Source organism: Cellulomonas composti, assembly GCF_007990245.1.
GTDB classification, from domain to species: Bacteria; Actinomycetota; Actinomycetes; order Actinomycetales; family Cellulomonadaceae; genus Cellulomonas; species Cellulomonas composti.
This window is the reverse complement of the sequence record NZ_BJWG01000009.1, coordinates 1-18,542: the sequence shown is the minus strand read 5'-3', so window position 1 is coordinate 18,542 and position 18,542 is coordinate 1. Positions and strand designations below refer to the sequence as shown.

At 71.5% G+C, this 18,542-nt stretch carries 20 protein-coding genes and 1 tRNA gene; all 21 read left to right on the top strand.

Going from position 1 to position 18,542, the window contains the following annotated elements; translation table 11 throughout:
• Nucleotides 1–43: 43 nt before the first annotated feature.
• The 21 genes from CCO02nite_RS10540 to CCO02nite_RS10445 all read left to right on the top strand — a co-directional run bounded on the left by CCO02nite_RS10540 (nucleotide 44) and on the right by CCO02nite_RS10445 (nucleotide 18,522).
• Entirely contained in the window at nucleotides 44–346 is a 303-nt protein-coding gene (locus CCO02nite_RS10540; RefSeq protein WP_146843101.1) for a hypothetical protein, read from the top strand.
• The gene (locus tag CCO02nite_RS10535) at nucleotides 343–741 is read left to right on the top strand and encodes a TadE/TadG family type IV pilus assembly protein (RefSeq protein WP_281284595.1); all 399 of its coding nucleotides are present in this window, start codon (nucleotides 343–345) and stop codon (nucleotides 739–741) included. The genes CCO02nite_RS10540 and CCO02nite_RS10535 overlap by 4 nt, the downstream gene beginning before the upstream one ends.
• Nucleotides 738–1,208 carry a pilus assembly protein gene (locus CCO02nite_RS10530; protein ID WP_246117484.1) on the top strand — a complete coding sequence of 157 codons (471 nt, stop codon included), beginning with the start codon at nucleotides 738–740 and terminating at the stop codon, nucleotides 1,206–1,208. Before CCO02nite_RS10535 ends, CCO02nite_RS10530 begins: the two co-directional genes overlap by 4 nt.
• Complete coding sequence (locus CCO02nite_RS10525) at nucleotides 1,205–1,675, top strand: hypothetical protein (RefSeq protein WP_146843099.1); 471 nt, start codon at nucleotides 1,205–1,207, stop codon at nucleotides 1,673–1,675. The genes CCO02nite_RS10530 and CCO02nite_RS10525 overlap by 4 nt, the downstream gene beginning before the upstream one ends.
• 11 nt (nucleotides 1,676–1,686) lie before the next feature.
• Nucleotides 1,687–2,796, top strand: coding sequence for a peptide chain release factor 2 (prfB, locus tag CCO02nite_RS10520; RefSeq protein WP_146843098.1), 1,110 nt, complete (start codon nucleotides 1,687–1,689; stop codon nucleotides 2,794–2,796).
• A gap of 347 nt (nucleotides 2,797–3,143) precedes the next feature.
• Nucleotides 3,144–4,292, top strand: coding sequence for a multiple monosaccharide ABC transporter substrate-binding protein (gene chvE, locus CCO02nite_RS10515; RefSeq protein ID WP_146843097.1), 1,149 nt, complete (start codon nucleotides 3,144–3,146; stop codon nucleotides 4,290–4,292).
• Nucleotides 4,293–4,412: 120 nt separating this feature from the next.
• Entirely contained in the window at nucleotides 4,413–5,972 is a 1,560-nt protein-coding gene (mmsA, locus tag CCO02nite_RS10510; RefSeq protein ID WP_146843096.1) for a multiple monosaccharide ABC transporter ATP-binding protein, read from the top strand.
• Nucleotides 5,969–7,201, top strand: coding sequence for a multiple monosaccharide ABC transporter permease (gene mmsB / locus CCO02nite_RS10505; protein ID WP_146843095.1), 1,233 nt, complete (start codon nucleotides 5,969–5,971; stop codon nucleotides 7,199–7,201). Before mmsA ends, mmsB begins: the two co-directional genes overlap by 4 nt.
• 37 nt (nucleotides 7,202–7,238) lie before the next feature.
• Nucleotides 7,239–8,456, top strand: coding sequence for an ROK family transcriptional regulator (locus CCO02nite_RS10500; RefSeq protein ID WP_146843094.1), 1,218 nt, complete (start codon nucleotides 7,239–7,241; stop codon nucleotides 8,454–8,456).
• 95 nt (nucleotides 8,457–8,551) lie between these two features.
• A complete protein-coding gene (locus tag CCO02nite_RS10495) occupies nucleotides 8,552–9,292 on the top strand; it encodes an ATP-binding cassette domain-containing protein (protein ID WP_146843210.1) in 741 nt (246 codons plus the stop codon).
• A 131-nt stretch (nucleotides 9,293–9,423) separates the two neighbouring features.
• Entirely contained in the window at nucleotides 9,424–10,581 is a 1,158-nt protein-coding gene (gene proB / locus CCO02nite_RS10490; protein ID WP_146843093.1) for a glutamate 5-kinase, read from the top strand.
• 112 nt (nucleotides 10,582–10,693) lie between these two features.
• On the top strand, nucleotides 10,694–12,013 hold the full coding sequence (locus tag CCO02nite_RS10485) for a glutamate-5-semialdehyde dehydrogenase (RefSeq protein ID WP_146843092.1): 1,320 nt from the start codon (nucleotides 10,694–10,696) through the stop codon (nucleotides 12,011–12,013).
• 76 nt (nucleotides 12,014–12,089) lie between these two features.
• Nucleotides 12,090–12,245 carry a hypothetical protein gene (locus tag CCO02nite_RS15740; RefSeq protein ID WP_186812667.1) on the top strand — a complete coding sequence of 52 codons (156 nt, stop codon included), beginning with the start codon at nucleotides 12,090–12,092 and terminating at the stop codon, nucleotides 12,243–12,245.
• A gap of 24 nt (nucleotides 12,246–12,269) precedes the next feature.
• Nucleotides 12,270–12,857, top strand: a complete 588-nt coding sequence (nadD, locus tag CCO02nite_RS10480) for a nicotinate-nucleotide adenylyltransferase (protein WP_146843091.1) — start codon at nucleotides 12,270–12,272, stop codon at nucleotides 12,855–12,857.
• The gene (locus CCO02nite_RS10475) at nucleotides 12,854–14,398 is read left to right on the top strand and encodes a hypothetical protein (protein WP_146843090.1); all 1,545 of its coding nucleotides are present in this window, start codon (nucleotides 12,854–12,856) and stop codon (nucleotides 14,396–14,398) included. The genes nadD and CCO02nite_RS10475 overlap by 4 nt, the downstream gene beginning before the upstream one ends.
• 142 nt (nucleotides 14,399–14,540) lie before the next feature.
• A complete protein-coding gene (gene rsfS / locus CCO02nite_RS10470) occupies nucleotides 14,541–14,933 on the top strand; it encodes a ribosome silencing factor (protein ID WP_146843089.1) in 393 nt (130 codons plus the stop codon).
• A complete protein-coding gene (locus CCO02nite_RS10465; RefSeq protein WP_146843088.1) occupies nucleotides 14,930–15,634 on the top strand; it encodes a histidine phosphatase family protein in 705 nt (234 codons plus the stop codon). Before rsfS ends, CCO02nite_RS10465 begins: the two co-directional genes overlap by 4 nt.
• 116 nt (nucleotides 15,635–15,750) lie before the next feature.
• Nucleotides 15,751–15,823, top strand: a tRNA-Ala gene (locus CCO02nite_RS10460).
• Between the two features lie 159 nt (nucleotides 15,824–15,982).
• Complete coding sequence (locus CCO02nite_RS10455; protein ID WP_146843087.1) at nucleotides 15,983–16,213, top strand: helix-turn-helix transcriptional regulator; 231 nt, start codon at nucleotides 15,983–15,985, stop codon at nucleotides 16,211–16,213.
• A gap of 116 nt (nucleotides 16,214–16,329) precedes the next feature.
• The gene (locus CCO02nite_RS10450; protein WP_186812666.1) at nucleotides 16,330–17,481 is read left to right on the top strand and encodes a site-specific integrase; all 1,152 of its coding nucleotides are present in this window, start codon (nucleotides 16,330–16,332) and stop codon (nucleotides 17,479–17,481) included.
• Between the two features lie 177 nt (nucleotides 17,482–17,658).
• Complete coding sequence (locus CCO02nite_RS10445) at nucleotides 17,659–18,522, top strand: hypothetical protein (RefSeq protein ID WP_146843085.1); 864 nt, start codon at nucleotides 17,659–17,661, stop codon at nucleotides 18,520–18,522.
• Nucleotides 18,523–18,542 lie beyond the last annotated feature (20 nt).

Sequence of the window (18,542 nt, the reverse complement as noted above, 5' to 3'; positions counted from 1 at the left end):
GAGGGTGCTCCGCCCGCACGCGGGCACCGACGAGGAGGCACGGATGCTGCAGGACCACGGGCAGGACACGGCGGCGCGGTCGAGCGAGGTGCCGGTCGAGCAACGGCGGCCGCCGGGCGGGGTGCCTGCGCGAGGCCGGCGCACCGTCGACCGGGGGTGGGGAGCCGCCTGGCACTGGCGGTCACGCATGGCCGAAGCGCTCACCTCCGAGCGGGGAGACGTGCCCGGATGGGTGCTCGTCACGTTGATGACCGCCGCGGTCGTGGCCGCGCTGTGGCTCATCGCCGAGCCCCAGCTGTCCGCGATGTTCGAGGACGCGATCAACTCGGTCGGCCCGGACTCCTGACCCGGCATCGTCGGCACGGGAACGAGCGCGGGTCGGCGGTCGTCGACTTCGTGCTCGTCGGCGGGCTCGTCGTGCTGCTCACGATGGGGCTGCTGCAGCTCACGCTCGTGCTGCACGTGCGCAACACCTTGACCGACTGTGCATCGGAGGGAGCCCGGTACGGCGCGCTCGACGGCAACGACGCCTCGGACGGGGCCGCCCGCGCGGCAGAGCTCGCCGAGCAGTCGCTCTCGGCGGCGTACGCGGGTGAGGTGACCGCCCGGCGCGTCGAGCGCGGGGGCGTGGAGCTCGTCGAGGTGACGATGTCGGCCCCGCTGCCGCTCGTCGGGCTGCTGGGCCCGGGCGGGCGACTGACGGTCACCGGGCACGCGGTCGCCGAGGATGCGCTCCCGTGAGCCACGCGCTGATCAGGAGGATCACGGCCGACGACCCGGAAGCCGGCAGCGCCGTGATCGAGTTCCTCGGTCTCGTCCTCGTGCTGCTCGTGCCGCTGGTGTACCTCGTGCTCGTCCTCGGGCGGCTCGAGGCGGCGACATTCGCGGTCGAGGGTGCGGCGCGGGAGTCGGCCCGCGTGCTGTCCGCGGCCGACGACGACGACAGCGGGCTGGCGCGGGCGCAGGTCGTGACGGGGCTCGCGCTCGAGGACCAGGGTTTCGGCGACGGGGCCGACGCGTTGCGCGTGACGTGCGAGGCCGATCCGTGCGTGACGCCGGACGCGGCCGTGACCGCCGTCGTCCAGGTGCGCGTCCCGCTGCCGTTCGTCCCGTCGTTCGTCCGCTCGGTGGTCCCGCTCGAGGTCCCGGTGAGCTCGTCGCGCACCGCGGTGGTCGATCGGTACCGCGAGACCGGGGGAGACGGGTGAGGACGACCTCGTGGTGGCGAGGCCGGTTGCGGGCGCGCGGGGACGACGGGTACGTCACGGTGCTCACGATCGGGTGCGTGGTGGTCGCGCTCGCGCTGATCGCCGTCGTCGGGGCCGCGGCCCAGGTGCACCTCGAGCGCAAGCGGTTGCTCGCGCTCGCGGACGTGCTCGCGCTCGACGCGTCGGACGCGGTGGCCGACGACGTGTACTACGACCCGCGCGCACCGCAGCGGATCGCGCTGACGGACGCGTCCGTGCGTGCGTCGGTCGACGAGTACCTCGCTGCGCATCCGGAGGCTGTCGGCGACTGGTCGGACTTCGGCGCCGCGGCGGACGTGCCGGAGGCGGACGTCGCACGGGTCGAGCTCGTGGCGGTGTGCCTGCCGGCGGGGCCGGCGGGCTGGCTCGTGGCGCCGTGGTCGGACGGCGTGACGATCTCGGCGGTCGCCACGGCACGGGCCAGGTAGCCTGGACGGTTGTGGCCACCACCGACTTCCCCGCCGAGATCCGCGACCTGCGCACCACGCTGGGTTCCATCGAGTCGGTGAGCGACCCGACCGCGCTCGAGAAGAAGATCGCGGTGCTCTCCGAGCAGGCCTCCGTCCCCGACCTGTGGGACGACCCCGAGGCGGCGCAGAAGATCACGAGCGCGCTCTCGGCGACGCAGGCCGAGCTGGACCGCGTGAGCAGGCTGCGGGCGCGCATCGACGACCTCGAGACGCTCGTCGAGCTGGGCACCGAGATGGAGGACGAGGACAGCCTCGCCGAGGCGGAGGTCGAGCTGACGGGGATCCGCAAGGACCTGGGCGAGCTCGAGGTCCGCACGCTGCTCAACGGCGAGTACGACCAGCGCGAGGCGGTCGTGACGATCCGCTCCGGCGCGGGCGGCGTGGACGCCGCGGACTTCGCGGAGATGCTGCTGCGGATGTACCTGCGCTGGGCCGAGCGTCACAACTACCCGACGAGCGTGCTCGACACCTCCTACGCGGAGGAGGCCGGCCTGAAGTCCGCGACGTTCGAGGTCAAGGCGCCCTACGCGTACGGGCACCTGTCCGTCGAGGCGGGCACGCACCGGCTGGTGCGGATCTCCCCGTTCGACAACCAGGGCCGGCGCCAGACGTCCTTCGCGGCGGTCGAGGTCATCCCGCTCATCGAGCAGACCGACAGCATCGAGATCCCCGAGTCTGAGATCAAGGTCGACGTGTTCCGGTCCTCCGGGCCGGGCGGCCAGTCGGTCAACACCACCGACTCCGCGGTGCGCATGACGCACATCCCCACGGGCATCGTCGTGTCGATGCAGAACGAGAAGTCCCAGATCCAGAACCGGGCCGCGGCGCTGCGCGTGCTGCAGTCCCGACTCCTGCTGGTGCGCCAGGAGGAGGAGCGGGCCGCCAAGAAGGAGCTCGCGGGGGACATCAAGGCGAGCTGGGGCGAGCAGATGCGCTCCTACGTGCTGCAGCCGTACCAGATGGTCAAGGACCTGCGCACCGAGCACGAGGTCGGCAATCCCGCCGCGGTGTTCGACGGCGACATCGACGCCTTCATCGAGGCCGGCGTCCGCTGGCGTCGGACGCAGTCGGTGGGCTGAGAGGTTCCGCCCGGTCGGCCTGCGGTTCCGCTCGGTCGCCCGGTCGACGACGGGGACGCGGCTGCCTGCAGCCTGGTGTGAGCTGCGACACACCGCGGGCGAGTCTTGACTTCGCATCGCGAAGCGAAGTCAGCGACCTGCCCGATGGCCATCCGATTCGGGTCCCATGTCGCGGCGGTCGCGTTCAGGACACGCTTTGGTAACGCCGCTTGCGCTCGGCATGACTTTGAGTCTTGAATTCAATCGTCACACCGGGAGGCGGGCCACGGACGGTCCGAGCCCCCTCGCGTCGGCATCGATGCCGGCGCGACGCCACCCGGACAGTGGGACAAGAGGAGCTGACGACGATGTCATTCACGTGGAAGAAGCTGGGTGTGGCCGTGGCGACGGCCGGCCTGCTCGCCGGCGCGCTGGCGGCGTGCTCGGACGAGCGCGAGGGCGACGACACGCCGACGAACCAGGCGACCGACGGCACCGGCGGTGGCGGTGGCGAGCTCATCGGCATCGCGATGCCGACGAAGTCGCTGGAGCGGTGGAACCGTGACGGGGCGCACCTCGACGAGCTGCTGAAGGAGGCGGGCTACAAGACGTCGCTGCAGTTCGCGGACAACAAGGTCGACCAGCAGGTCAGCCAGATCCAGAACATGATCAACGACGGCGCCAAGGTGCTCGTCATCGCGTCGATCGACGGTACGGCTCTCGGCCCGGTGCTGCAGACCGCCGCTGACGCGGGCATCAAGGTCATCGCGTACGACCGCCTGATCAACGACACGGCGAACGTCGACTACTACGCGACGTTCGACAACTACAAGGTCGGCCAGCTGCAGGGTGAGTTCATCCGCGACGCGCTCGACCTCGAGGGCGACGGTGGCCCGTACAACTTCGAGCCCTTCGCCGGTTCGCCGGACGACAACAACGCCAAGTTCTTCTTCTCGGGCGCCTGGGACATCCTCAACCAGTACGTCCAGAGCGGCAAGCTCGTCGTGCAGTCGGGCAAGGCCCCGGCCACGAACGACGACTGGCAGAGCATCGGCATCCTCGGCTGGGGCACGGACGACGCCCAGGCCGAGATGGAGAACCGCCTGAACTCGTTCTACACGGACTCCAAGGTCCAGGTCGTGCTGTCGCCGAACGACTCGCTGGCCCTGGGTATCGCCCAGGCCCTCGAGAGCGCCGGCTACACGCCCGGCGAGGGTGGCGACTGGCCGGTGCTGACCGGTCAGGACGCCGACCAGGCGAACGTGCTGAACATGCTCGCCGGCAAGCAGTCGATGACCGTGTGGAAGGACACCCGCGCCCTCGGTGACGCGGTTGCCAAGATGGTCGACGAGATCGTGACCGGCGCCGAGGTGACCGTGAACGACACCGACACCTACAACAACGGTGTCAAGAACGTTCCGACCCTCCTGCTCGACCCGCTGGTCGTCACCCCCGACACCGTCGAGTCGGCCCTGGTGGAGTCGGGCTTCTACTCGGCCGAGGACCTGGGTCTCTGACCTAGCCCGCGAGGTTCGCAACAGCAGCAGCCGTCGGCGCGCACGTGGGACACGCTCCCCGTGCGCGCCGGCGGCCCGCCGCGCCGTCGCCGGTGCAGCGGACACAGAACCGAGGTCGAGATGGACACCACCGCATCACCCGACTACATCCTCGAGATGCACGGCATCACCAAGCGCTTCCCCGGTGTGCTCGCGCTCTCCGACGTCAACCTGAAGGTCCGGCGCGGGCAGGTCCACGCGATCTGCGGTGAGAACGGCGCCGGCAAGTCCACCCTCATGAAGGTGCTCTCGGGTGTCTACCCGCACGGCACCTACGAGGGCGACATCGTCTTCGAGGGCCAGCCCGCCGAGTTCAGGACGACGCGTGACTCGGAGCACCTGGGCATCGTCATCATCCACCAGGAGCTCGCGCTCTCCCCGTTCCTGTCGATCGCCGAGAACATCTTCCTGGGCAACGAGCGCGCCAAGCGCGGACTCGTGAACTGGAACGCCACGAACTCCGAGGCAGCGAAGCTGCTCGAGCGCGTCGGCCTGTCCGAGCGACCCGACACCCGCGTCATCGACATCGGCGTCGGTAAGCAGCAGCTCGTCGAGATCGCCAAGGCGCTCTCCAAGGACGTCAAGCTGCTGATCCTCGACGAGCCGACCGCGGCCCTGAACGACGAGGACAGCGCTCACCTGCTCGGCCTGATCTCTGGCCTGCGCGATCACGGCATCACGTCGATCATGATCAGCCACAAGCTCAACGAGATCGAGTCGATCGCCGACACGACGACCGTCATCCGCGACGGCAAGACGATCGAGACGTTCGACATGCACGGCGACGAGCCGGTCACCGAGGAGCGGATCATCCGCGGCATGGTCGGGCGCTCGCTCGACCAGCGCTTCCCGGACCACGAGTCGGTCATCGGCGAAGAGGTCCTGCGCATCGAGAACTGGACGGTCCACCACCCCATCGACCAGGCACGCGCGGTCGTCGAGAACGCCTCGATCAACGTGCGGCGTGGCGAGATCGTCGGGCTCGCGGGCCTGATGGGAGCCGGACGCACCGAGCTGGCCATGTCGGTGTTCGGCCGTTCCTACGGTTCGCACATCTCCGGACAGGTGTTCAAGAGCGGCCAGGAGGTGCAGCTGCGCACCGTGCACGACGCGATCCGGCACGGACTGGCCTATGCCACCGAGGATCGCAAGCACTACGGACTCAACCTCATCGCGACGATCCAGGCGAACATCTCGGGCGTCGCGCTCGACAAGGTCGCGCGCATGGGTGTGATCGACCGCAACGAGGAGCTCAAGGTTGCCGAGCTGTACCGACGTGACCTGAACATCAAGACGCCGACGGTCGCCGTCCTCGCCGGCAAGCTCTCCGGAGGCAACCAGCAGAAGGTCGTCCTGAGCAAGTGGATCTACGCGGATCCGGACGTCCTGATCCTCGACGAGCCGACGCGCGGGATCGACGTCGGCGCGAAGTACGAGATCTACACGATCATCAACCGGCTCGCGGACGAGGGGAAGGCCGTCATCGTCATCTCCTCCGAGCTGCCGGAGCTGCTCGGAATCTGCGACCGCATCTACGCCCTGTCGCAGGGCCGTGTCACGGGCGAGGTAGCCCGTGAGGACGCAACCCAGGAGCGACTCATGCAGTACATGACCATGGAGAAGGACGTGACCTCCCGATGAGTACCGACATCAAGCTCGACCCCGCGCTGCCGCCGGCCGACAACGAGCGTTCCGCCATGGGCCGGCGCCTGTCGGGCCTGGGGGGCAACGCCCGCGAGTACGGCATCTTCGGCGCCCTCGTCCTGATCGTCCTGCTCTTCCAGATCCTCACCGACGGCAAGCTGCTCAAGCCGAACAACGTCGTCGCGCTGTTCCAGCAGAACGCCTACGTGATGATCCTCGCCATCGGCATGGTGATGGTCATCGTGGCCGGGCACATCGACCTGTCGGTCGGCTCGGTCGTCGCGTTCGTCGGTGGCGTCGTCGCGGTCTCGATGCGTGACTGGGGCCTGAACTGGGTGGTCGCCGTGCTGATCGGCCTCGCCCTCGGGGCGTTGGTCGGCGCGTGGCAGGGCTACTGGGTGGCCTATGTAGGCGTACCAGCGTTCATCGTGACATTGGCAGGCATGCTGATCTTCCGTGGGCTGGCGCTCGTCGTCGTCTCCGAGACGATCGCGGGCCTGCCGAACTCGTTCATCAAGATCGCGACGGGCTCGGTCCCGAACTGGCTGGGGTTCATCGGGAAGATGGACGTCGTCACGTTGGTCATCGGCGGGCTCGCGATCGCCGCGTTCGCCATCGCCCAGTTCCGGGCGCGGGCCTCGATGCGCAAGCACGCGTTGCAGGTCGAGCCGACCGGCGCCTTCGTCGCGAAGATCGTCGGTGTCGGGGTCGCGATCGGCTTCCTGTCGGTCATCCTGTCGATGTCGGCCGGCGGCATGCCGATCGTCCTCATCATCTGCGGCGTCCTCATCGTCGCGTACTCGTTCCTGATGGGGCGCACGGTCTTCGGCCGGCACATCTACGCGATCGGTGGCAACCGTCCGGCGGCAGCGCTGTCCGGTGTGAACACCAAGCGCGTCGACTTCCTCATCTTCGTCAACATCGGGCTGCTCTCCGGTGCTGCGGCGATCGTCACGACGGCCCGTACGGGTGCAGCACTGGCGGCGGCGGGCAACGGCTTCGAGCTCGACGCGATCGCGGCGTGCTTCATCGGCGGCGCGGCGGTCACGGGCGGTATCGGCCGGATCTCCGGGGCCATCGTCGGTGCTCTCATCATGGGCGTACTGAACATGGGCCTGTCGATCCTGTCGGTCGACCCGTCGTGGCAGCAGGCGATCAAGGGCCTGGTGCTCCTGTTCGCCGTCGCGTTCGACCTGATCAACAAGCGGCGCGCCGGCACGAGCTGACGCAGCCACTGACGACAGTCGTCCCCGGGGTGCTCCGATGAGCAGACGAGCAGCGGCAGCTGCCGGCTCTCAGTCGTCCCTCCGCGAAGCCAACCGCCAGCTCGTCGTCGAGACGGTCAAGCGGTACGGGGGCCTGACCCAGATCGAGCTCGCGGACGCCACGGGCCTGTCCCAGGCGACCGTCTCGACGATCGTCCGCGAGCTGCTCGCGGCCGGCGTCGTCGACACCGCCAGCACCACCCGCAGCGGGCGGCGTGCCCAGATGGTCACGCTCGCCCGCCGGGTGGGGCTGGCGGTCGGCGTGCAGGTGGGCCACCGCCACCTGCGGGTGGCGCTCGGCGACTTCAGCCACGAGATCCTCGTGGAGCAGTCGCTGCCGCTGCCGATCGAGCATCGCGTCGACACCACGCTCGACCGGGTCGCGCTTCTCGTCGTCGACCTCCTCGAGCGCGTCGGTGCCTCGCTCGACGACGTGGTGGGCATGGGCGTCGGCGTCCCCGCACCCGTCGACCTCGCGACCGGGATGATCTCGGTGCACGGCGTGATGCCGGGCTGGGACGACGTCCACGTGGGCCAGGTGCTCTCCAAGCGGTTGAACCTGCCGGTCTACGTCGACAACGACGCCAACCTCGGCGCGATCGCGGAGAGCACGCTGGGCGCCGCGCGCGAGTTCACCGACTCGATCTTCGTCCGCGCGTCCTACGGGGTCGGCGCGGGCATCATCGTCGGCGGCCAGGTGCTGCGCGGGTTCGCGGGGACCGCCGGCGAGATCGGCCACTTCATCGTCGATCCGGAGGGTGCCGAGTGCCGCTGCGGCGCGCGCGGCTGCCTCGACACGATCGTCGGCGCCGCGGGCCTGCTCGAACAGCTCGGCCCGACGCCGGGCCTCGGCAACCTGCGCGACGTGGTGCAGCGCACCAACCAGGGCGACGAACGGTTCGGCGACGTGGTCGCGCACGCCGGGACGACGATCGGCTCCGTCGTCGCGGGCCTCGGGCTGGCGGTGAACCCGCAGGTCGTGGTCGTCGGCGGGGAGCTGGCCGAGACCGGCGAGACGTTCCTCGCACCCCTGCGTGCCGCGGTGCTGCGCGGCCTGCTGCCGAACACCATCGCCCCGCTCGACGTGGTCAGGGCGGGTCTGGGCCTGCGTGCGGAGATGGTCGGTGCGCTGGTGCTCGCGCTCCAGTCCACCGACGTCCCGCTCAGCGTCGAGGAGACCGTGGAGGAGACCATGGACGTGGGAGGACTCCTGTGATCGCCGTCGGGGTGGGAGACTCGGTGCACGCGACGCCGACGACGAGAGGAGCCCAGGACGTGACCACCCCTGTTCCGCCGCCGCCGCTGCTGTCGATGCGCGGGATCAGCAAGAACTTCGGGGCGGTCGAGGCGCTCGTCGGAGTCGACCTCGACGTCCACGCGCACGAGGTCGTCGCGCTCGTCGGGGACAACGGAGCGGGCAAGTCGACGCTGGCGAAGATGGTCGCCGGCGCCATCACGCCGGACACGGGCCTGATCGAGATCGACGGCGAGCCGACGGTGATCCCGACCCCCGGCGCGGCGCATGCGCTCGGCGTCGCGACGGTGTTCCAGGACCTCGCGCTGTGCGACAACCTCGACGTGACGAGCAACCTGTTCCTCGGCCGTGAGGCCAGGGTCGGGCCGTTGCGCGACGACGGCTACATGGAGGCCACGGCGCGGCGGGTGCTCGACTCGCTCACCAGCCGCATCCCGTCGGTGCGCTCGCAGCTCTCGACGCTCTCGGCCGGTCAGCGCCAGACGGTCGCGATCGCCCGGACCCTGATCGGGGACCCGCGCCTCGTGGTGCTCGACGAGCCGACCGCGGCGTTGTCGGTCGCGGCCACGGCCGAGGTGCTCACGCACATCGAGCGGCTGCGCGAGATGGGTCTCGGGGTCATCCTCATCAGCCACAACATGATGGACGTGCTCGCGGTCGCGGACCGGATCGTCGTGCTGCGGCACGGCCGCAACAACGGGGTGTTCGACGCGGCGACGACGTCGCACGAGCAGATCCTCGCGGCGATCACCGGTGCGACGTCGCGACGCCAGTCCCGGATGCACGCGCTGCGCTGAGCCCGCGCGCCCCGCACCGCCGCACCGCCGGCGCCCTCGCACCACCGCACCGCTGCGCTGCGGCACCGCAGCCGACGAACGATGCCCGAGGGTTGGTCCGCGCGCCCCGACACGACCCCCGGCGCGGCACAATGCGCTGCATGACCGCCGCCGCGCTGGGCTCGCGCACCGAGCTTGCCGCCGCCGCGCGCATCGTCGTCAAGGTCGGCTCGTCGTCGCTCACGAGTGCGAACGGCCGTCTGGACCCGGACCGGCTGCGCGCTCTCGTCGACGTGCTCGCCGCGCGGCGGGCCGACGGAGGTCAGGTCGTGCTCGTCTCGTCGGGCGCGATCGCGGCGGCGATCGGACCCCTGGGCCTGAACGCCCGGCCCCGCGACCTCGCGACCCAGCAGGCGGCCGCGTCGGTGGGCCAGGGCCTGCTCGTCGCGCACTACACGAAGGCGTTCGCGGACCACGGGCTGCGCGTCGGCCAGGTGCTGCTCACGGCGGACGACACCGTGCGCCGCGGTCACTACCGCAACGCGCACCGCGCGCTGACACGGCTGCTCGACCTCGGTGTGATCCCCGTCATCAACGAGAACGACGCGGTCGCGACCGAGGAGATCCGGTTCGGCGACAACGACCGGCTCGCCGCGCTCGTCTCCCACCTGGTGCACGCCGACGCGCTCGTGCTGCTCACCGACGTCGACGCGCTCTACACGGGTCCGCCCTCGCGCCCCGGTGCGCGCCGCATCTCGCACGTGGGCTCGCCGCGCGAGCTGGACGGCATCGACGTGAGCTCGCGCGGGAGCGCGATCGGCACGGGCGGGATGGTCACCAAGCTCGAGTCGGTCGCGATCGCGACGCAGTCCGGCATCCCGGTGGTGCTCACGTCCGCGGCGCAGGCGGCGGACGCGCTCGCCGGTCGGGACGTCGGCACGTGGTTCGCGGCGACGGGGCGGCGCACGTCGATCAGGTTGCTGTGGCTCGCGCACGCCGCGCGCGCACACGGACGTCTCGTGCTCGACGAGGGTGCCGTGCGGGCCGTCGTCGAACGGCGGACCTCGTTGCTGCCCGCGGGGGTCGTGGGCGTCGAGGGCGAGTTCGAGGCGGGCGACCCGATCGAGCTGGTCGGACCGGACGGCGTCGTCGTCGGGCGCGGTCTCGTGGCGTACTCGTCGGACGAGGTGCCCAACCTGCTGGGCCGGTCGACGGGCGCGCTGCGTGAGGAGCTCGGACCGGGCTACGACCGCGCGCTGGTGCACCGCGACGACCTCGTGCTCGTCCGGCGCCGCCGTCCCGCACCCTGAGCCCGATCCGGAGCCAGGTCCGGAGCCAGGTCCGGAGCCGGGTACGGAGCCGCGTCCGGAGCGAAGTCGGGCGCGCCGGTTCGGGCCACAGGCCGCGGGGTAGCCTGGGTCGATGACCACGTCACTCGAGCCCACGGTCGTCACGGGTCCCGACGAGGGTGCGCAGCCGGATGTCCGCGAGCAGGTGACCCGGGTCGCGCAGCGCGCGAAGGCCGCCTCGCGCCGGCTCGCGAACGCGAACCGGGCGACGAAGGACGCGGCGCTGCTCGCGATGGCGGACGCGCTCGTCGCGCAGGCCGACCGCATCGTGGCCGCGAACGCGCAGGACGTGGCGCGCGGTCACGCGGCGGGACTGACGCCCGGACTGCTCGACCGGCTCACGCTGACGGACGCGCGCATCGCCGCGATCGCCGACGCGCTGCGCGAGCTCGCGGGTCTGCCCGACCCCGTCGGTGAGGTCGTGCGTGGCCAGACCCTGCCCAACGGCCTGCGCCTGCGCCAGCTCCGGGTGCCGATGGGCGTCGTCGGGATGATCTACGAGGCCCGTCCGAACGTCACGGTGGACGCCGCCGGCCTCGCGCTCAAGAGCGGCAACGCCGTGATCCTGCGCGGCGGCTCGGCCGCGGCGAGCAGCAACGCGGTGATCGTCGAGGTGCTCGGCGAGGCGCTCGAGAAGCGGGGGCTGCCCGGGGCGCTCGTCCAGTCGATCGACGCGTGGGGGCGCGAGGGTGCGGTCGAGCTCATGCAGCTGCGCGGGCTCGTCGACGTGCTCGTGCCCCGCGGCGGCGCGGACCTGATCCGTACGGTGGTGCGCGAGGCGACCGTCCCGGTGATCGAGACCGGGGTCGGCAACGTGCACGTGTACGTCGACGAGACCGCCGACCTCGCGATGGCCCTGCCGATCATCCTCAATGCGAAGACGCAGCGCGTCGGCGTGTGCAACGCGGCGGAGACGCTGCTCGTGCACCGCGCGGTCGCCGACGAGTTCCTGCCCGCGGCGATCGCGGCGCTCGCGGACTGCGGCGTGACGATCCACGGTGACGCCGCGACGCGGCGCCTGGCGCCCGAGGAGGCGGACGTGGTCGCGGCGACCGACGACGACTGGGCGACCGAGTACCTCTCGCTCGACCTGGCGGTCCGTGTGGTCGACGACCTCGACGAGGCGATCGAGCACATCCGCGAGTGGAGCTCGGGGCACACCGAGGCGATCGTGACGCGCGACCTTGCAGCGTCCGAGCGGTTCGTCGCGGAGGTCGACTCGGCCGCGGTGATGGTCAACGCGTCCACGCGCTTCACCGACGGCGGTCAGCTCGGCCTCGGTGCGGAGATCGGCATCTCGACCCAGAAGCTGCATGCGCGCGGCCCGATGGGCCTCGCGGAGCTCACGACGACCAAGTGGGTCGTCCACGGTGATGGGCACGTGCGCCCATGAATCCACACCCTGGCGTGCGACAATCGAGCCCGCCGGCCATCCCGGCGAGACCCCGGACATCCCAGGAGGAGACGACGTGCACGCTGCCCTGATCGCCGCAGCCGAGGAGACCGCCGAGAAGGCGCACGAGCTCCCCGTCGAGCCGTGGGCCTTCGGCCTCGGCGCGTTCGCCGGGCTCGTCGCGCTGCTCCTGTTCACCTACGCGTTCCGCAGCGTCGGGACGCGGCACTGATCCGTCCCGGGAACCGGTGATCCGATGACGCGCCTTGGGGTGATGGGGGGGACCTTCGATCCCGTCCACCACGGACACCTGGTGGCCGCCAGCGAGGTCGCCGCGACGTTCGGGCTCGACGAGGTCGTGTTCGTCCCGACGGGCCAGCCGACGTTCAAGCAGGGCCAGGACGTCACGCGCGCGGAGGACCGCTACCTGATGACGGTGATCGCCACGGCGTCCAACCCGCAGTTCACCGTGAGCCGCGTCGACATCGACCGCGAGGGGTTGACCTACACGGTCGACACCCTGCGGGACCTCAAGGTGAGCCGCCCGGGAGCCGAACTCTTCTTCATCACCGGTGCGGACGCGATCGAGCAGATCCTCACGTGGAAGGATGCGGAGGAGCTGTTCTCGATGGCGCAGTTCGTGGCGGTCACCCGCCCGGGGCACACGTTGTCGGTCGAGGGACTGCCGGAGGAGAGGGTGAAGGTCGTGGAGATCCCGGCCCTGGCCATCTCGTCGACAGACGTGCGGGCACGTTCCCGGGCCGGAAAGCCCGTCTGGTACCTGGTACCCGACGGCGTAGTCCAGTACATCGCGAAGCATCAGCTGTATCGAGGTATGTCATGACGGAACCCGGAGCGCGGCCCCGCCGCCGCGACATCCACCGGGCCGAGGAGTCCGGTGCGAGCGCCCTCACCGGGGCGCAGTCGGTCGCACCACCGCCCGGCGAGGGCGACTCGCCCGCACCCGGTTCGCGGCGCGCGATGCGCGCACAGGCGACAGGGTCCGCGCCGGTGGTCGCACCGGCCCAGGGCGCGCGGTCGGTCGCGGACGTACCCGTCGTCGCCCCCGCCGCCTCGCCGGCGCCGCGCTCCGTCTCGGCGCCGCCGGCCGCAGCCCGACCCGCGCCCGCGGTGGCACCCCAGCCGCAGCGTCCGTCCGTCGCACCCTCGTCGACCCCGTCGGCGGCCCCCGTGTCCGCACGCCCCGCCGCCGCGCAGCCGCAGCCCGCTGCGGCGCCCTCGCGGCGCTCGGCCCGCGACGTCGCGCTCGATCCGACGAGCACGCGGTCGACACCCCCGCCTGCACCCGCGTGGATCCCCACGCGTGCGACCGGCGCACCGTCCGAGGGTGCCCGGCCGGTGGCTCCGACGAACGGCTCTGCCGCATCTGCCCCGGTCCGTGCGCCGTCGGCCTGGCCGACCGCAGCGTCCGCCGCCGCGCCGAACCCGACGCCCGCCGCACCGGCCGCACCCGTGCGCGCGTCCGCGATCACGCCGCCGGGCGCTCCCGCGACTTCTGCAGCGCGGCCGCGGCCGTCGTCGCCCGTCGCACCTGTTGCGGGCGCCGCCGCCGCGTCACCCAGCGCCGGGCAGGCCTCCGCCGACGCTGCGGCGCGCTCCGGCTGGGGCCCGCGCTACACACCTCGCCCGGGTGAGCAGGCGGTCGCCTCGACCGGTCAGGCTCCGACGAGCACCGCGACGGCCGGCGCCTCCGGCGTCGTCCCCTCCGCACGCCCTGCTCCGACGGCTCCGGCCTCTGGTCAGTTCGGCGCGCCCGCCGGGGTCGGGCAGCAGCAGCCGGGCTTCGGCACGCCCGCCCATCCGCAGGTCCGGCCCACGGTCGCGCCGCAGCCGGCGGCTCAGCCCGCCGCCCCGCCGCAGCCGGCGGCCCAGGCGGCGTCGCCCACGACGGGACAGTGGCAGCCCTCCGGGGGATGGACGCCCACAGCAGCGGCCGCCCCGGCTGCTGCCGCCCCGGCTGCTGCCGCCCCGGTTGCAGCGCCCCGCCCGGCGCCCGTTGCCGGCCCTCCCGCGATCCAGCCGGGCACCACGCCCCAGGGAGCCTGGCCCGCCGCGGCGATCGCCGACGCCCAGGCGGTCCCTGTCACCGACGCCCCGTGGGCCGGCCACGCACAGTTCGACCCGGTCCCGGGGACGGAGGAGAGCCAGGACGAGCTCGACGGCGTGCAGGGCGAGCCCGCGCAGCGCCCGCGCCACCCGTACACGTGGCTGCACCTGATCGTGCTCGCGCTCGTGGCCTTCGTGCTCGGGTTCCTCATCGTGCTGCTGCTCAGCAAGTCCGGCGACGACACGGCGACGGGTGCGGCGCTCTCGCACGTCTCGGCGCTCACGGGCGTCGCGACCCCGCCGGGCTGGTCCGCGTAGCCGTCCACCCCGCCGGGGCCGTGTCCGGCGGCGCCGATTCCGTACGCCCACGGCGCGCGGCTGTGGCAGGCTGCGACTAGACCCGAGACATCGACCCACGGGGCCGCACGCTCGTCGTGCCCCTGACGTTCCGAGGAGGACCGTGCCCGCCACCGAACGAGCCATCGAGCTCGCCGTGGCCGCGGCTCACGCCGCGTCCGACCGCAAGGCCGAGGAGATCATCGCGCTCGACGTCTCGGAGCAGCTCGTGCTCACGGACGTCTTCCTGATCGCGTCCGGCACCAACGAGCGCCAGGTCGGCGCGATCGTCGACGCGGTCGAGGAGGCGTTGTTCCACCTGGGCGCCAAGCCGATCCGCCGCGAGGGCAAGGCGCAGGGCCGCTGGGTGCTCATCGACTTCGGAGACGTCGTCGTGCACGTCCAGCACGCGGAGGACCGGGTGTACTACGCGCTCGAGCGACTCTGGAAGGACTGCCCGCTCATCGAGCTCCCGCCGGACGCGCGCGGCGGCCGTGGCGAGGGCGACGAGGAGTGACGGCGGGTCGCCTCGTCCTGTGGCGGCACGGCCGGACGGCCTACAACGCGTCCGCGCGGCTGCAGGGCCAGGTCGACATCCCGCTCGACGACGTCGGCCGCTGGCAGGCGCGCGTCGCGGCGACGACCCTGCTCGCGGCCCACACGCCGACGCACGTCGTCAGCTCCGACCTCGGCCGCGCCGCCGACACGGCCCGGATCCTGGCGCAGGCCGCCGGGCTCGTGGTCACGTTCGACGCCCGGCTCAAGGAGCGCGCCTTCGGTGAGTGGGAAGGTCTGACCGGCGCGGAGATCCACGAGCGCTGGCCCGACGACTACGCGGTGTGGACCGCCGGCGGCGAGCCGCAGCGCGTGGGTGCCGAGTCGCGCGCCGACGTGGCCGCCCGCACGGGCGAGGCGATCGAGGAGCACGCCGCCGCACTCGACCGCTCGGACCTGCTCGTCGTCGTCTCCCACGGCGCCGCGATCGGGTCGGCCGTCGCCGAGCTGCTCGGCATGCCCGCCAACTGGCGCTGGATCACCGGCATGCACAACGCGCACTGGGCCGAGCTCGTCCCCTCGGCGGCGGGCACCGAGCCGCGCTGGCGCCTCGCGGGCTACAACCTCGGTCCGGTCGGAGCCTCGTCGGACTGGAACGCCGGACCCGACCACCCCACCGAGCAGGACCGTGACGCCGACGAGGAGACGCGCGACCCGCGTTGACCCAGCCTGACCCACCCCAGGGCAGCGGATTGGCGTCGAAGGCCGTCGTCGGCCTAGAATCTCCGAGCGCCCGCAGGGGCGAGAGATCCGCTCCGGCGGGTCGGCAAACTGAACACGGGGCTGTGGCGCAGCTGGTAGCGCACCTGCATGGCATGCAGGGGGTCAGGGGTTCGAGTCCCCTCAGCTCCACCGTTTTCGCAGGTCAGAGGCCACGTCGAGATCCTGAATGTAAGGATCTCACGTGGCCACTAGCCATTTAGTAGCCAGATATTCGCCCGGTATCGAGCCAGAGCCGCCCTCTCTGGGCATGTCTCGTCGCGTCTGGTCGTTGGGCGCACACCTGCTGGTATGGACAGCAACCTGATGCCCGTCACTGGGCCGACGATGACACTCTCTGAGCTCGCCGCCTACCTGTCGGTGAGCAACCAAGCGCTGTACGACCTGCGCTCCAAGGGCCGCGGCCCGCGTGGCTTCAGGGTCGGGCGCGAGCTGCGATTCCGGGTCAGCGAGATCGAGGCGTGGATCGCGCGACTAGAGGCCGCCGATGGGACGCGCCACCCGTCCGGGGGTGGCACATGACACGCGGCCGGCCGAGAACCCCCATCGGGACGTTCGGCGAGATCGGAGTCGCTGACCTTGGGGGCCGCTACAGGGCGAGCACCCGCTTCCGAGATCTCGACGGCCGACTACGCCGTGTGACCGCGGTCGCACGGAGCGCCCGCGCGGCGCAGACGCTCCTCAAGGCCCGCTTGGTCGACCGCGCGGGCTACGGCAGCGGCGGACTGTTGAGCGTCGCGAGCTCGTTCGGTGAACTGTGCGAGTTGTGGTCGCAGGACCTCGACCTGCGCGACATCTCCGAGGGCACGAAGCAGAACTATCGAGACGAGTTGCGACTGCATGTGCGCCCGGCGTTCGAGCCCTACTGCCTCGGGGAGATCACGACCGGACGCGTGGAGCTGTTTCTCAAGCGACAGGCCGCGGTGTCCTACTCGCGTGCCAAGCACTCCCGCACTCTGCTGAACCAGATGTTCTCGTTCGCCCTGCGTCACGACGCACTGGCACGCAACCCGGTCGAAGGGACCTCGCAGCTGACGCGCCCGAGGCACGACATCCACGCGATGACGCTGGAGCAGGTCCAGGCGATCCGGGCGGCGGCAGCAGCATGGCGGACTGGACCGAACGTGAAGGGGCCGAGGCCGGACGGCAAGGTCCGGGACATCTGCGAGGTCCTGCTCGGGACGTCGATGCGACCGGGAGAGGTGCTGGCGTTGCGTCCGTGTGATGTCAGCGACCCGCCCGGCGGGATGGTGGTCCACGTGCGCGGGACGGTCGTCCGGCGCAAGGGTGTCGCCGACTTTCGGCAGGACCACCCCAAGACCGACGCGTCGACCCGGCGGATCGCGGTGCCCGACTTTGCCGCACAAGTGATCCGCGCCCGTGTCGGTGAGATGGCTCTCGAGGAGGCCGAGACGACGATCTTCCACAACCGCGACGGAGGCGTGATCACGCTGCACAACCTGCGCCGCACGTTTCGTGAGTTCCTGAAGGATGCCGGCCTAGAGGACTCAGGGATCACTCCGCGCTGGTACCGGCGGACGGGCGCCACGGTGCTCGCCCGCGGTCTGGGGATCGATGCCGCGGCGGCGTTCCTCGGACATACGAGCACGGCGGTCACCGAGGGGCACTACGTCGAGCCGGATACGTCCGTCGATCTCTCACCGGCGCGGATCCTCGACCGGACGCTCCGGCCGGTCAAGCCGGATGGTCGCCTGCTCGCCGACTCGGCGAGCGAGGTCGAGGAGGACCTGCTCGAAGGGATCGACGCCGCCGACGACGACGCGGCGTGAGTTCCCGCGACGGCACGGCCGAAATCGCTGTCGGCGAGCTCCGGCCAGTCACCAACGCGTCACCGCGGTCGATGACGCGTCGCACCAGCCGGTCACCGTAGCGCTCACCCGCCACGGTGACCGGGCGGTAGATCGCGAACGGCGACCTTGGCACGCATCCGAGAGATGGAGCGTGCCATGGCCACGACTGACGACGTGCGGCTCGGCGAGGAGCCTGTGGTGACTCGCGATGCCTCGTGCCTCCTGGCGCTTCTTGAGGCGATCGACGACGAGGGATGGGACGGCGTCAGCGCCCGCGCACTGCTCCGATTCGCGCGAGAGCAGATCGCGCGACCCCTCGCCGTCGACGCCGGGCTGCGAGGCGCCGCAGCGGCTCAGGCCGAGGCGACCGCGTGGCAGGCGATGTGGATGTCGATGACGAAGCCGGCCCTGCGGCGCGCACAGTCACCGTGGGGCATCCTCTGGCAGACCGCGAGACGAGCGGTGCTCGCCGAGGTTGTCGCCGCACGCTACGGGACCGAACCCCGTCGGGCGTGGAGTCTTCGACGATCGACGGACGGCAGCGACCCGATGCCGATCCCGATCAGCCTCGACGTGCTCGTCGACGGCGGATGGGAACCCACCTCTGTCGACGGTCGAGCCTTCGAGCACGCGCTCCCCGACCTGACACGCGTCGCCGTTGGTGCCCTCGTCGCCGCCGGCTGGGCACCCGAACTCGCCGCTCGGGTCGTCGACGCCGTGATCGAGCTGCCACACCCGAGCAACGACCCTCGCAGCGGCGCGCTCGGGTGGCGACGGATGGCCCGGCAGTTCGGGCTGCCGCCGTGGCAGGCGCGCCGGCTCTGCGTCGCGCTGCGTGGTTCGAGCGACTGGAGGGGACTGTTCGCCTGTGTGCTGGCCGACGGTCCGAGGGCGGCGGACAGCCTGCCGATGCGGGCAGCGTTGCGGGCGACGAAGGTGCACCGGCACCGGTCGCCGGCGCTCGCGGCGAGGCTCGCGGAGCTCGGTGGCGCCGACCGTCCACAGGCGGAGGCGGCGTAGTGGTTGTCCACAGATCTGGT